Below are 13,706 nucleotides of genomic sequence, written 5' to 3' on the forward strand. Positions count from 1 at the left end.
CAAGGACGCGGCAGCTTGCCCGTTGGCTGACCTTCAGTGCTTGTGCTCGCCGATCAGGCTGAGCGAGTCGTGGTCCCGCTGGTTGTTGGCGTGGCGGCGCATGGCCAGCATCATGGTGCCGGCGACGAAGACGCCGAACAGCACGATGACCACGTTGATGTCGAGATTCAGTTTCACCATCAGCGCGTACAGCATCAGCATGGTCAGCACCGACAGGTTTTCATTGAAGTTCTGCACAGCGATGGAATGGCCCGCGCTCATCAGCACGTGGCCGCGATGCTGCAACAAGGCATTCATCGGCACCACGAAATAGCCGGACAGCGCGCCGACGAGGATGAGCAAGGTGTAGGCGAGCGCCACCGAGTGCACCAGCGTCATCATCATCACGATCAGGCCCATTGCCACGCCGAGCGGCATGACGCTCAACGATTTCTTCAGCGGCACGAAACGCGCCGCCGCCGCCGCGCCGACGGCGACGCCGATCGCGAAGATGCCCTGCAGGATGGCAGCCTTGTCGAGCGGCAGGTGCAGCGACTTTTCCGCCCACTTCAGCACGATGAATTGCAGCGTGGCGCCGGCGCCCCAGAACAGCGTGGTGACCGCGAGGGAAATCTGGCCCAGCTTGTCGCGCCAGAGCGTGGTGAAGCAACCGGAAAACTCGACGATCAGCCGCAGCGGATTGCGCTCCTGGTGCGGGTAGCGCGCGCCGGTGTCGGGAATGCGGATGTTGAACAGCATGGCGATGATGTACATCGTCATGATGACGGTCAGGGCCGCCTCGCTCGAATCGTTGACGATGTCGATCATCGGGAAGTCGATCTTCAGCAGCATCGATGCCACCTGCGGATTGACCAGCGCTCCGCCCATGACGGTGCCGAGGATGATGGAAATGACCGTCAGCCCCTCGATCCAGCCATTGGCCGCGACCAGTTTCTCTGGCGGCAGCAGTTCGGTGAGGATGCCGTACTTGGCCGGGGAATAGGCCGCCGCGCCGAAGCCGACCACCGCGTAGGCGACGAGGGGATGGACGTGGAAGAACATCAGCCCGCAACCGCAGATCTTGATCAGGTTGGTCACGAACATCACGCGGCCCTTGGGCAGGGAATCGGCGAACGCGCCGACGAAGGCGGCGAGCAGGACGTAGGACAGCACGAAGAAAAGCTTGAGCAGCGGCGTCATCCATGCCGGGGACTTCATTTCCGTCAGGAGAGCGATGGCGGCGATGAGCAGCGCATTATCGGCGAGCGACGAGAAAAACTGCGCCGCCATAATGGTGTAGAAACCGCGATTCATCCGCATGTTGTAAATATAGCTCTCCGTGTCTCCGGAGGCTTTATACCATGAAATATCGACCCCACATTGTAATTGATGTCCGGTAAGTCAACGCGTCCGGTAAAATGAAAAATTCTCTTCGGGAAGCGGATTGACGCCGCTTTCTCGTGTCGCTTTCTCGCGTTTCCGGATTAAACCGTCATCATTTCCTGCATGCCATGCCACGTCCGCTCGTTGCCACGATTTCATCCGCTGCGCTGCAGCACAATCTCGCCCTGGCCCGGTCGCGCGCGCCGAATGCCCGCGTCTGGGCGGTGGTCAAGGCCAACGCCTATGGCCATGGACTGGAGCGCGCCATGCGCGCATTCTCCGATGCGGACGGCCTGGCGCTGATCGAAACCGAAGCCGCCCAGCAATTGCGCGCGCTGGGCTGGACCAAGCCCATCCTGCTGCTCGAAGGCTTTTTCAGCGCCTCCGACCTGCCCATGCTCGCCGCGCATGACATCGCCACCGCAGTGCACTGCCAGGAGCAGATCGACATGATCGCGGCGTCCGGGCTCGAAGGCCGGCTTGACGTGCATCTCAAGATGAACAGCGGCATGAACCGCCTCGGCTTCCTGCCCGACGCTTTCCGCGCAGCATACTCCCAGTTGCGTGGCTTGCCGGCAGTGCGCAGCATCACCCTGATGACGCATTTCGCCAACGCCGACGATCCGCGCAACGCCGCCTGCCCGGTCGCGCTGCAGGTCGAGCGCTTCAACCAGGCAAGCGAAGGCCTCGACGCTCCGCGCAGCCTGTCCAATTCGGCGGCGGTGCTGCTCCATCCCGGACTGGCCCACGACTGGATCCGGCCGGGCATCATGTTGTATGGCGGCACGCCGGGCGGCAAGCCGGCGGCCGACTTCGGTCTTCGCCCGGCCATGACCCTGCGCAGCGAGATCATCGGCATCCAGACCATCCACGCAGGCGACGCCGTCGGTTATGGCAGCCGCTTCGTCGCCGACCGGACCATGCGCGTAGGCGTGGTTGCATGCGGGTACGCCGACGGCTACCCGCGCCACGCGCCGGCCGGCACGCCGGTGCTGGTCGATGGCCGGCGCACCGTGCTGGCGGGCAGGGTGTCGATGGACATGATTACCGTCGACCTGAGCCCGGTGCCGGAGGCGCGGATCGGCAGCGCCGTGACCTTGTGGGGCGAAGGAATGCCCATAGATGAAGTGGCTGAAGCGGCCGGCACGATCGGCTATGAACTCATGTGCGCGCTCGCGCCCCGCGTGCGCGTGGTGGCTGACTGATTGAATGAAATCCGGCCGGCCGCGTGACCGCAACGACAAGCTCAAGATGGCAAAACAGAAAACCAACTATACCTGCACCGAGTGCGGCGGCGTGACCAGCAAGTGGGCGGGGCAATGCCCGTCCTGCGGCCAGTGGAACACGCTGGTCGAAACCGTGGTCGACACCGGCGGCAACCGGTTTTCCGGCCAATACCAGGGCCTGGCGCAGACCTCCCCGGTGCTCAGCCTCGCCGACATCGAGGCCATCGACGTGCCGCGCTTCGGCACCGGCATCGAGGAATTCGACCGGGTGCTCGGCGGCGGCCTGGTGGCCGGCGGCGTGGTGCTGATCGGCGGGGATCCCGGCATCGGCAAGTCGACCCTGCTGCTGCAGGCCCTCGCCAACCTGTCGCGCATCAAAAAGTGCCTCTATGTCAGCGGCGAGGAATCGGGTTCGCAGATCGCCCTGCGCGCCAAGCGCCTCGCCGTCGACGCCAAGGAATTGCAGCTGCAGGCCGAGATCCAGCTCGAAAAAATCCTCAACACGCTCGCCGAGCACAAGCCGCAGGTGGCGGTCATCGACTCCATCCAGACGGTGTATTCGGATGCCTTGACCTCGGCCCCCGGATCGGTCGCCCAGGTGCGCGAATGCGCGGCGCAGCTGACCCGCGTGGCGAAGCAATCCGGCATCACCATCATCATGGTCGGCCACGTCACCAAGGAAGGCGCGCTCGCCGGACCGCGCGTGCTGGAACATATCGTCGACACGGTGCTGTACTTCGAAGGCGATACCCATTCGAGCTTCCGCCTCGTGCGGGCCTTCAAGAACCGCTTCGGCGCGGTCAACGAACTCGGCGTGTTCGCCATGAGCGAAAAGGGCCTGAAGGGGGTGTCCAATCCCTCGGCCCTGTTCCTCTCCCAGCATGACAACCAGGTGCCCGGCTCCTGCGTCATGGTGACCCAGGAGGGCACCCGCCCGCTGCTGGTAGAAATCCAGGCGCTGGTGGATACCTCGCACGTGCCGAATGCGCGCCGCCTCTCGGTCGGTCTTGAGCAGAACCGCCTCGCCATGCTGCTGGCGGTGCTGCACCGGCATGCGTCGATCGCCGCCTTCGACCAGGACGTCTTCATCAACGCGGTGGGCGGCGTCAAGATCACCGAGCCCGCCGCCGACCTCGCCGTGCTGCTGGCGATCCATTCCTCCATGCGCAACAAGCCCTTGCCGCGCGGACTGGTGGTGTTCGGCGAAGTCGGCCTGGCGGGGGAGATCCGTCCCGCCCCGCGCGGGCAGGAACGCCTGCGCGAGGCGGCCAAACTTGGTTTCTCGGTGGCATTGATCCCGAAGGCGAATGCACCCAAGCAAAAGATCGAAGGCTTGAAGGTGGTTGGCGTGGAGCGCATCGACGAAGCCTTGAACAAGGCGCGGGATATCGACGCGGAATAGAGAAAGCTCAACAGCGCGGCCGCAACCCGAGGAAGGTGCCGATCACAAACCGGTTCCTTCCTTCGATAAAGGCAAGCGCGACATGATCACTTTCCCCGGAAATCGATATCCATCACCGCGACATCCCGATTACGATGGAATGCCCGATCCATCTGGGCACGACCAGTTTCCAGGCGCCATCCTCGAGCAAACCCTCAGGCGCCTTGGCGCCAGCGACAAGGACGAACTCGACAGGCACGGCGCTCCGCTCCTTGCGCGGGTGAGCGCAGCCGGCGATGTCGATGCGGCACGCTGCCTGCTCGCGGCAGGCGCGTCGGTCATCGCGGGGCATGGATACAATGCGCCGCTGCTGCGCGCCGTGCTCGACGGGCATCCGGAAATCGCGAATCTCCTCCTGGCGCACGGCGCGGACGTGCTTGGCCCGCAGCTCTGCAACATGACCGCGCTCGATCTCTGCGTCCGCAGCCAGGATCCCGAGTTCGATGCAGACGCACGCTACGAGATGCTGCAGCATCTCCTCGGTGCCATCGATGCCATCGTTGCGCCCGGCCGGCACTGGCATGCGACGGGCGGCAAACCGGTGCGTTCACGGCTGGAAGGCGAGTTGCCGCTGCATGTCGCCAGCGTGCGCAACGATCCGCTTCTGCTCAGGTCGCTGCTGGACAAGGGCATCAAGATCGACGCCGTGGATGCCCAGGGCAATACCGCCTTGCACCGGGCCGCCGAACTGGGCAACTTCAGCTGCGCGCGCCTCCTCCTGAATGCCGGCTTGCCGGCGCTCCAGCCGAATGGCGAAGGCATGACGCCGCGCCGGCTTGCCAATGCCGTCGGACCCTGGGTCTCGCAGGTCATGCTGGACTGCATCTTCCGGACCTTGCCGCCCATGCCCAGGTGTTCATCCCATTCCTCCTTTTCCCCGTTTTCACCCTTGCCGCCCGGCTTGCTCAGCCTGGACGAATTGCACGGCGCGCTCCCGGATTCGGCGGCGAATCCGCGTAATGAACTGGATGAACAGACTGAGCGGAAGGATGACGGCGAGGCGCCGTTCGGCACGCCGGGCGCGGGGCGCATGTCCGGATCCGAAGAGCAGGGCGTGTTTACCCTGGACCTCGCGCCGGACATGGACGCGGCGCTGGAAGACGCTATTGCGCGGCACGATGCCGGGGCGGTGGCGTTGCTGCTCGACGGCGGCGCCGACGCGAATGGCGCAGGCGGCATGTCCATCGCTTCGCCATTGGCCAGCGCCGTGGCATCCGGCGACCTGGCAATCGCGCGCTTGCTGCTGGCCCATGGCGCCAACCCCAACCGGGTGGACGAATTCGGTTGCCATGCCCTGTTCAATGCCGTGCTGGCCGGCCATCCCGACCGCGGCACGCTTGATCTCCTGCGCGAGGCGGGCACCGACCTCCACCAGACGACCATGGAGGGCATGACCGTGCTGGAGCATGTGTTGCGGCAAGCCCGGGCCAGTGAAGCTGACCTTGTCCTGGCCAGCTTGCTGCTAGCCTGGCTGGATGACGACAGCAAAGGCATCCGCATCCTCCCTCGCACCCGAAGCGAGCCCAGGCCGGGTGCGGATGCCGAGCTGGTCGAGGCGGTCAGGAAGGCTGCCGCAAATGACAAGGCCGAGTTGGTGCGCGCCTTGTTGCGGGCCGGCGCCAATCCCGACACGTTGGCCGAGGGCGGGGAGCCGCTCTTGCATGTCGCCGCATGGAACCGCGCGCCGCGCGTGGCGCAGGCCTTGATCGAGGCGGGTGCGAACCTCGCGGCGCGCGATGCAGATGGAGAAACGGCCTTGCATATCGCGGCCAGGGTGGGTGCGGTTGACGTGCTACGCAAGCTGCTCGCCTGCGGCATCGACCCGCATGCCCGCAACGCCAGGGGAAGGACGGCGCGCAAGGAGTATGAATTGCTCGCCGGCTCGCGGATATCTCCGCCCGATCCGCGCTTCATCGATCTGCTGTTCCGCCTGCCGGCGCGGCGAAACTAAAGCGGCTGGCCGTGGGCTATTGCGGTTTCGCGCGCAGGATCAGGCCGGCCGCCTCGCGCCCGCTGCGCACGGCGGTTTCCAGCGTCGCCGGATAGTCGCTCGCGGTGTAGTCGCCTGCAAGCACCAGGCCGGGCAGGCCGGTGTCGCATGCGGGCCGCTCCAGGCCTGGCGTGCACGAGAAGGTGGCGCGTTTTTCCGATATCACCTGAAACCAGCCTGGCTTGGCCAGCGCCGGCTGGCGGAACACCGCTGCGAGCTGGCCGGCGATCGCCTGCGCGAGCGCGTCGCGTCCGAGCGCGATCGCCTCGCTGGAGGCGCTGACCACGACCGCCAGCACGCCATCGTGCTGGTCGTCGAGCTGGCCGCGGTCGAACACGAACTGGCCGAAGTGCCCGATGGCCGGATCGTCGACCAGCGCGAGAAAGGGCAGGGGCAGGGCGGCACCCTGGACGTGCAGGTAGCAGGTGGTGATCGGCTCGTACTCGAAGGCGGGCAGGCGCGGCGCACCGTCCACGCCGGCAAGCAGCCCGTCGGCCTGCGGCGCGGGCAAGGCAAGCACGACCTCGTCGAATTGGCGGGGCACGGCATTGCCGTCCTGGAAGGCAAGCCGCCATTGCCTGCCTTCCCGGCGCAGCGATTTCACCGCCGTCCCGCACTGCACGCTGCCGCCGAGGCGTTCGATGCAGGCCCAGGCCTGGTGCGGAAACAGCGCGCTCAAGTCGAGCCGGGGCAAGAGCATGTCGGATGCCTGCCGGCGCGCGCCGATGCTGTCGCGCAGCACATGCAGGAAGACCTTGGCCGATGCCCGCTCCGGCGGCGTATTGAGCGCGGCGAGACAGAGGGGACGCCACATCAGGCGGATCAGGCGGTCGGTCTGGTCGAAGCGGTCGAGCAGTTCCGACACCGTGCAGTCATTGTTGAGCGTCCAGCCCATCCAGCGGGCGGTGGTGGAGAAGCGCGCGAGCGACAGCTTGTCTTCGCGCGCCAGGCCGGACGCGCGCAAGAGGCCGGCCAGCATGTGGAAAGGCGCGGGCAGGCGCGGCGTGAGGAAATCCATGCCGCCGCTGTCCTGCGGATACCGCATCTGCAGCGGCAGGCGCAGCAGGGCGTGGTCCGGGTCGACGCCGACCTGGCGCATCAGCGCAAGCGTCTCGGTGTAGGCCCCGAGCAGGATGTGCTGGCCATTGTCGAGCGTGCGGCCATCGACTTCGACGCCGCGCGCGCGTCCGCCCAGCGTGCGGGCCGCTTCGAACAGCGTGACGTCGCGGCCGGCGGCGGCGAGCGTCACGGCGGCGGCGCATCCCGCCCAGCCGCCGCCGACCACGGCGACTTCGCGCCTGGAAGATGACGACGTCATGGGTTCACGCGCCCGTCCGGCTTCTCCGTCCGGCGACAGGCCTGGTCAGCCAAAGACATAGGTTTTCCAGGCCAGCCACAGCTTGCGGATCGGCGTCAGCGAGACCTTGCGGTCGAGCACGTGGAAGCCATCCGCCTCGATCTCCTGCAGCAGCGCCTGGTAGATGGCCGCCATCATCAGGCCGGGACGCTGGGCGCGGCGGTCTTCCCGCGGCAGCAGGGCGAAGGCCTCGGCGTAGGCCTGGCGCGCGCGCTCCGCCTGGAAGCGCATCAGCTTGACGACGTTGTCGCCATGTCGGGCATTGAGAATGTCCGCCGCCTTCACGTCGAATTGCTGGAGTTCGTTCACCGGCAGGTAGATCCTGCCCTTGCGCGCGTCTTCGCCGACGTCGCGGATGATGTTGGTGAGCTGGAAGGCGAGCCCGAGCTTTTCCGCGTACTGCAGCGTTTCCGGCCTGCTCGCGCCGAAGATGCTGGCCGACAGGATGCCGACCACGCCGGCCACGTGCCAGCAATACTTCCGCAGGCCGGCATAGTCGAGGTAACGCGTCTGGTCGAGGTCCATTTCCATGCCGTCGATGATCGCCAGCAGGTGCGCGCCGTCGAGCGCGAACGTCGCCACGTGCGGCTGCAGCGCCTGCATCACCGGGTGGCTGGGCTTGCCATCCAGCATGGTGTGTACTTCCTTGCGCCACCATTGCAGCTTGTTGCGCGCGATCGCGACGTCGGTGCATTCGTCGACCGTGTCGTCGACTTCGCGGCAGAACGCATACAGCGCGGTGATGGCGCGGCGGCGTTCCTGCGGCAGGAACAGGAAGCTGTAATAGAAGCTGGAGCCGCTTTGAACGGCTTTTTGTTGGCAGTATTCGTCTGGCGACATGAATCAAGGTCGGTTGGCGGAAAGGAAGCCGCTATGCTAGCCGACTTGCCGCCGGCGCGACAAACGGAATTATCGCTTCGGCATCATCTGCTGCCGCGGTTGCTCACTCGGTTGATGCCTCGCTTGATGCCTCGGCCGATTCAGCGCCCCGCGCCCATGCGCGAGGCCCGCCAGAGCAGGACCAGCCAGTCGCGCGTTCCGAGCACCGGCCGTCGCCGGAAAACGTCGTGGTCGGCCTGCTCGATGCGCTCGATGATGCGCAGTCCGCCTTGGACGATCAGCCGCAATTCCCAGCCGATCCGGCCGGGCAGCCTCAAGGGCAGTCCGGCGCCGGACTGCATCAGCGTCCTCGCCCGCGCAAGCTCGAAGGACATCAAGGACCGCCAGGCGTCGTCGACGATCCCCTTTGCGATCTGGTCCTCGGCCACGCCGAAGCGCGCCAGGTCTTCCTGCGGCAGGTAGACGCGCTCCTTCCTCCAGTCGATGGCCACGTCCTGCCAGAAATTGATGAGCTGCAAGGCGGTGCAGATCGCATCGGCCTCTTCCAGCGCGCGCGCGTCCACCGCCTCGTAAAGGTGGAGCATGAGGCGGCCGACCGGGTCGGCGGAGCGCCGGCAGTAGTCAAGTAGTTCGTCGAACGTGGCGTAGCGGGTGGTGACCACGTCCTGCCGGAACGCCGAAAGCAGGTCGTGAAAAGGCTGCAAGGGCAGGGCGTGGCCGCGGATGACCTGGGCAAGGCGGCGGAAAACGGGCAGGGCAGGCGCGGCGCCGGCGGTGATGCATTCGAGTTCCGCCTCGTAGCTCTGCAGGGCGGCCAGTCTCTCCGATGGAAGGGCGTCGCCTTCGTCGGCGATGTCGTCCGCGCTGCGGGCGAATGCATAGATGGCATGCACCGCCGGTCTCAGCCGGGCGGGAAGGAGGATCGATGCGACCGGGAAATTTTCGTAATGCTCTACTGACATGAAATAACTGACTAAAAAGTCATATGCAAGCCGCAAAGACCTGCTTATAATTACTAACCAGCTAGTCAGTAATTAGTTTCCTTGAAGATAAATTAACCGACTACCATGATATTGCGTCCCCGGTCTGCTCCCAGCCGGCATAGTAAAGGAAAAAACGTGGCCAAATCGCTCATTGCCGGTACTTCGCCGTTTTTCGCGGCTCCCCGAACCTCTTTCCGCCGTGCAAGCCTGCCCGTGCTCCTCGCCGCCGCCCTGCTGATGACCGCTTGCTCCAAGCCGGTGGAACGCGCCGAGGAAATACGCCCGGTGAAGGTCGTCAGGATCGCTTCCGGCAACCTGGACAGCGCCGCCGAGTTTTCTGGCGAAGTCCGGCCGCGCTACGAGTCGCGCCTCGGATTCCGGGTAGGCGGCAAGATCGCCGCGCGGAAGGTGGACGTGGGCACGGTGGTCAAGCGCGGCCAAGTGCTGATGCAGCTCGATCCGCAAGACCTGCAGCTTGCGCAGGCCCAGGCTGCGGCCGGCCTGCGGGCGGCGGAAACAAACCGCGACCTGGCCAAGGCCGAACTGAAGCGTTACCAGGACCTGCGCGACAAGAACTTCGTCAGCCAGGCGGTGCTGGAATCGAAGGAAACCGCATTCAAGGCGGCGCAGGCCAGCTACGAGCAAGCCCTGGCGGCATCCCGCAACCAGACAAACCAGTCCGGCTACGCGACCCTCGTGGCCGACGTCGATGGCGTGGTGACCGGGCTCGACGCCGAGGTCGGCCAGGTGGTGGCCGCCGGCACGCCTGTCGTGCGCGTGGCCCAGACCAAGGAAAAGGAAATCGTCATCGGCATTCCCGAGGACCGCGTCGACGCGCTGCGCGCGGTGAGCGACGTGCGCGTGCGCACCTGGGCGCGGCCGAACGACGTCATTCCCGGGAAGCTACGCGAACTGTCGCCAGTCGCCGATGCCGCCACCCGCACCTTCACCGCCAAGATCGCCGTCCCCAACGCGCCCGAAGACCTGCGCCTCGGCATGACCGCCTATGTCTCGTTCGCGGCCAAGGCCAGCGGACAGGCGATCCGCCTGCCCCTGAGCGCGCTGTACAAGGACAAGAGCGGCTCGGCCGTCTGGGTGGTGGAAAAGGATGCGGTCAAGCTCGTGCCGGTGCAGGTCGCCGGCAGCGCCGGCAACGACGTGCTCATCGCCGGCGGCCTCGCGCCGGGCCAGACCGTGGTGACCGCAGGCGTGAACCTGCTCAAGCCCGGGCAGAAGGTGAAGGTGCTTGAAACCGCCGGCGGCGGGTCGCAGCAGCTTGCGGACAGCGGCGCCGGAGCCGCCAAATGAAGGGCGGCTTCAACCTCTCGCGCTGGGCGCTCGAACATATCCCGCTGACCCGCTACCTGATCTTCGCGCTGCTCATCGGCGGCATCCTCAGCTATGGCCGGCTGGGCCAGGACGAAGACCCGCCGTTCACCTTCCGCGCCATGGTCGTGCGCGCCATCTGGCCGGGCGCGACTTCGCTGCAGATGGCCGAGCAGGTCACCGACAAGCTCGAGCGCAAGCTGCAGGAAACCCCCTACATTGACAAGATCCGCAGCTACTCCAAGCCAGGCGAAACCCTCATCATCCTGCAGTTGCGCGAGTCGACACCGCCCAAGGAAGTGCAGGGCACCTGGTACCAGGTGCGCAAGAAGATCGGCGACATCCGCTCGACACTGCCGGCCAACGTGCTGGGCCCGTTCTTCAACGACGAATTCGGCGATACCTATGGCTCGATCTTCGCCGTGTCGGGCGACGGCTTCAACTACGCCGAGGTCAAGGACTACGCCGACTTCGTGCGCCAGCAGCTGCTCAAGGTGCCGTCGGTAGCCAAGGTCGAGCAGTTCGGCGTGCAGGACGAGAAGATCTACATCGAGTTCTCGCACAAGAAATTCGCCCAGCTCGGCATTCCCTTCGACAGCATCGTTTCCCAGCTCAACGCGCAGAATTCGGTCGAATCGACCGGCGTGCTGGTCACGCCGCTGGACAACCTGCAGGTGCGGGTCACCGGCTCCATACTCTCGCCCAAGGACCTGGAAAACCTCGAGCTGCGCGCCGGCGGCACCACCTTCCGGCTGGGAGATTTCGCGACAATCAAGCGCGAATACAAGGATCCGCCGCAGGACAAGATGCGCTTCAACGGCAAGGAAGTCATCGGCCTCGGCATCTCGATGGAGAAGGGCGGCGACATCATCGAACTTGGTCACAACCTAGAGCAGGTGACCGAAGACCTGCGCGCCAAGCTGCCGGTCGGGATCGAGCTCGAGCGCGTGTCCAACCAGCCCAAGGCGGTGGCCTCCTCGGTCAACGAGTTCGTGCGCACCCTGGGCGAGGCGGTGCTGATCGTGCTGGCCGTCAGCTTCGTTGCGCTGGGCCTGCATACCAAGCCCTTCCGCCTCGACATCTGGCCCGGTCTGGTGGTGGCGCTGACCATTCCGCTGGTGCTTGCGGTGACCTTCCTGTTCATGCGCATCTTCGACATCGACCTGCACAAGATTTCACTGGGAGCGCTGATCATCGCGCTCGGCCTGCTCGTTGACGACGCGATCATCGCCGTCGAAATGATGGTTCGGAAGATGGAAGAAGGGCTTTCACGCTTCGACGCCGCGACCTTCGCCTACACCTCGACCGCCATGCCGATGCTGACCGGCACGCTGATCACCGCCGCCGGCTTCCTGCCCATCGGACTGGCCAAGTCGGCAGCGGGCGAATACACCTTCTCGATGTTCTCGGTGAATGCGCTCGCCCTGCTGATTTCCTGGGTGGCGGCGGTGCTGTTCACGCCCTACATCGGGTACGTGCTGCTGAAGGTCAAGCCGCACAGCGGCGCGGACGGCCACCATGAATTGTTCGACACGCCGTTCTACAGCCGTTTCCGGCGCATCGTGAACTGGTGCGTCGAATGGCGCAAGACCACCATCCTGCTGACCCTGCTCACCTTCGTGCTCGGCCTCGTCGGATTCCGCTTCATCGAGCAGCAGTTCTTCCCCGACTCGAGCCGTCCCGAACTGATGGTCGAGCTCTGGCTGCCCGAAGGCAGTTCGTTCGCCGCCACCGAGGCCCAGGCGAAGAAGTTCGAAGCCTTCATCCGCGGGCAGCAGGGCGTGGAAAGCGTCACGTCCTACGTCGGCACCGGCAGCCCGCGCTTCTATCTGCCGCTGGACCAGATATTTCCGCAGACGAACGTTTCCCAGATCGTGGTGCTGCCGACCGACCTGAAGGCCCGCGAGGCCCTGCGCCTGAAGATCGTCGACGTGTTCAAGAACGACTTCCCCGGCGTGCGCGGCCGCGTCAAGCTTCTGCCCAACGGCCCGCCGGTACCATACCCGGTGCAGTTCCGCGTCTCCGGCACCGAGGTGGGCCAGGTACGCGTGATCGCCGATGGCGTGAAGGAAGTCATGCGCGCCAACCCGAACACGGTCGGCGTCAACGACAACTGGAACGAATCGGTCAAGGTCCTGCGCCTCGACCTCGACCAGGACAAGCTGCGCGCCCTCGGGCTGACCTCGCAGGCGGTGATGCGCGCCGCCAATACCATCCTGACCGGAACCACGATCGGCCAGTACCGCGAAAAGGACAAGCTGATCGACATCGTGGTGCGCCAGCCGCTCGAGGAACGCTCCACTATCACGGCGCTCAACGAAGCCAACCTGCAGACCGCCAGCGGCCGCGCCGTGCCGCTGTCGCAGGTGGCGCGCGTGCAGTTCGTGTGGGAGCCGGGCGTGATCTGGCGCGAGGGCAGGGAATGGGCGGTCACCGTCCAGTCCGACGTGGTCGACGGCATCCAGGGGCCGACGGTGTCGAGCCAGATCAGTCCCCAACTCGACAAACTGCGCGCCGCGCTGCCGGCCGGCTACAAGATCGAGCTCGCGGGCGCCGCCGCCGACAGCGGCAAGGCGCAGGCCTCGATCGCCGCCAACGTCCCGCTGGTCGTGTTCATCATCTTCACCCTGCTCATGCTGCAGCTGCACAGCTTCTCGCGCGCGCTGCTGGTGTTCCTGACCGGTCCGCTCGGGCTGGCGGGCGCGGCGATGGCCTTGCTGCTCCTGCAGCGGCCCTTCGGATTCGTCGCCCAGCTCGGCGTGATCGCGCTGTTCGGCATGATCATCCGCAACTCGGTGATTCTGATCGACCAGATCGAGCATGACATCCGGGAAGGCGTGCCAGCCTGGAATGCCATCGTCGAATCGGCGGTGCGCCGCTTCCGGCCGATCATCCTCACGGCGGCCGCCGCGGTGCTCGCCATGATCCCGCTGTCGCGCTCGGTGTTCTGGGGGCCGATGGCGGTGGCCATCATGGGCGGCCTGATCATCGCCACCGGCCTGACGCTGCTGTTCCTGCCGGCGCTCTATGCGGCGTGGTTCCGCGTGCGCAAGCCCGAACCCGAGGTCGCCGTGATTCCCTGAGCGCGCCGGAACCTTCCGGAATGCTCCGCCCGGCACGCCTGTTCCTCAAAAATCGGGACAGGCGGGCGAAAAATCCGTTAAAATCTTGGGTTGAAGTT

General features: G+C 65.6%; 9 protein-coding genes. 5 read left to right on the forward strand and 4 right to left on the reverse strand.

The window, feature by feature from the left end:
- Positions 1-33: 33 nt before the first annotated feature.
- A complete protein-coding gene (gene lplT, locus G3574_RS17280) occupies positions 34-1,293 on the reverse strand; it encodes a lysophospholipid transporter LplT (RefSeq protein WP_163965939.1) in 1,260 nt (419 codons plus the stop codon).
- Positions 1,294-1,490: 197 nt separating this feature from the next.
- Between lplT and alr the strand changes: the two genes are divergently transcribed.
- The 3 genes from alr to G3574_RS17295 all read left to right on the forward strand — a co-directional run bounded on the left by alr (position 1,491) and on the right by G3574_RS17295 (position 5,980).
- Positions 1,491-2,567: an alanine racemase gene (gene alr / locus G3574_RS17285; protein WP_163965818.1), complete on the forward strand. Its 1,077-nt coding sequence runs from the start codon at positions 1,491-1,493 to the stop codon at positions 2,565-2,567.
- 46 nt (positions 2,568-2,613) lie between these two features.
- Entirely contained in the window at positions 2,614-3,990 is a 1,377-nt protein-coding gene (radA, locus tag G3574_RS17290; protein ID WP_163965821.1) for a DNA repair protein RadA, read from the forward strand.
- Between the two features lie 139 nt (positions 3,991-4,129).
- Complete coding sequence (locus tag G3574_RS17295) at positions 4,130-5,980, forward strand: ankyrin repeat domain-containing protein (RefSeq protein ID WP_163965825.1); 1,851 nt, start codon at positions 4,130-4,132, stop codon at positions 5,978-5,980.
- Positions 5,981-5,996: 16 nt separating this feature from the next.
- On the opposite strand, the gene hpnE is transcribed toward G3574_RS17295, so the two are convergent.
- The 3 genes from hpnE to hpnC all read right to left on the reverse strand — a co-directional run bounded on the left by hpnE (position 5,997) and on the right by hpnC (position 9,178).
- Positions 5,997-7,337 (reverse strand): hydroxysqualene dehydroxylase HpnE, encoded by a 1,341-nt coding sequence (gene hpnE / locus G3574_RS17300; protein ID WP_163965828.1) that lies wholly within the window; start codon positions 7,335-7,337, stop codon positions 5,997-5,999.
- A gap of 45 nt (positions 7,338-7,382) precedes the next feature.
- A complete protein-coding gene (gene hpnD, locus G3574_RS17305) occupies positions 7,383-8,216 on the reverse strand; it encodes a presqualene diphosphate synthase HpnD (RefSeq protein ID WP_163965831.1) in 834 nt (277 codons plus the stop codon).
- 140 nt (positions 8,217-8,356) lie between these two features.
- Complete coding sequence (hpnC, locus tag G3574_RS17310) at positions 8,357-9,178, reverse strand: squalene synthase HpnC (protein WP_163965834.1); 822 nt, start codon at positions 9,176-9,178, stop codon at positions 8,357-8,359.
- 156 nt (positions 9,179-9,334) lie between these two features.
- Here hpnC and G3574_RS17315 point away from each other — a divergent pair, with 156 nt between their 5' ends.
- Positions 9,335-10,507, forward strand: coding sequence for an efflux RND transporter periplasmic adaptor subunit (locus G3574_RS17315; protein WP_328804803.1), 1,173 nt, complete (start codon positions 9,335-9,337; stop codon positions 10,505-10,507).
- Positions 10,504-13,608, forward strand: coding sequence for an efflux RND transporter permease subunit (locus G3574_RS17320; RefSeq protein WP_163965840.1), 3,105 nt, complete (start codon positions 10,504-10,506; stop codon positions 13,606-13,608). Before G3574_RS17315 ends, G3574_RS17320 begins: the two co-directional genes overlap by 4 nt.
- Positions 13,609-13,706 lie beyond the last annotated feature (98 nt).

It is taken from the genome of Noviherbaspirillum galbum (genome assembly GCF_010974945.1).
Lineage (GTDB): Bacteria > Pseudomonadota > Gammaproteobacteria > Burkholderiales > Burkholderiaceae_D > Noviherbaspirillum > Noviherbaspirillum galbum.

What these genes read in the sequence shown, in the direction of transcription:
- radA (WP_163965821.1), top strand. Translation starts at nt 2,614, where the DNA reads ATGGCAAAACAGAAAACCAACTATACCTGCACCGAGTGCGGCGGCGTG.
- hpnE (WP_163965828.1), bottom strand. Translation starts at nt 7,337, where the DNA reads ATGACGTCGTCATCTTCCAGGCGCGAAGTCGCCGTGGTCGGCGGCGGC.
- lplT (WP_163965939.1), bottom strand. Translation starts at nt 1,293, where the DNA reads ATGAATCGCGGTTTCTACACCATTATGGCGGCGCAGTTTTTCTCGTCG.
- hpnD (WP_163965831.1), bottom strand. Translation starts at nt 8,216, where the DNA reads ATGTCGCCAGACGAATACTGCCAACAAAAAGCCGTTCAAAGCGGCTCC.
- alr (WP_163965818.1), top strand. Translation starts at nt 1,491, where the DNA reads ATGCCACGTCCGCTCGTTGCCACGATTTCATCCGCTGCGCTGCAGCAC.
- G3574_RS17295 (WP_163965825.1), top strand. Translation starts at nt 4,130, where the DNA reads ATGCCCGATCCATCTGGGCACGACCAGTTTCCAGGCGCCATCCTCGAG.
- hpnC (WP_163965834.1), bottom strand. Translation starts at nt 9,178, where the DNA reads ATGTCAGTAGAGCATTACGAAAATTTCCCGGTCGCATCGATCCTCCTT.
- G3574_RS17320 (WP_163965840.1), top strand. Translation starts at nt 10,504, where the DNA reads ATGAAGGGCGGCTTCAACCTCTCGCGCTGGGCGCTCGAACATATCCCG.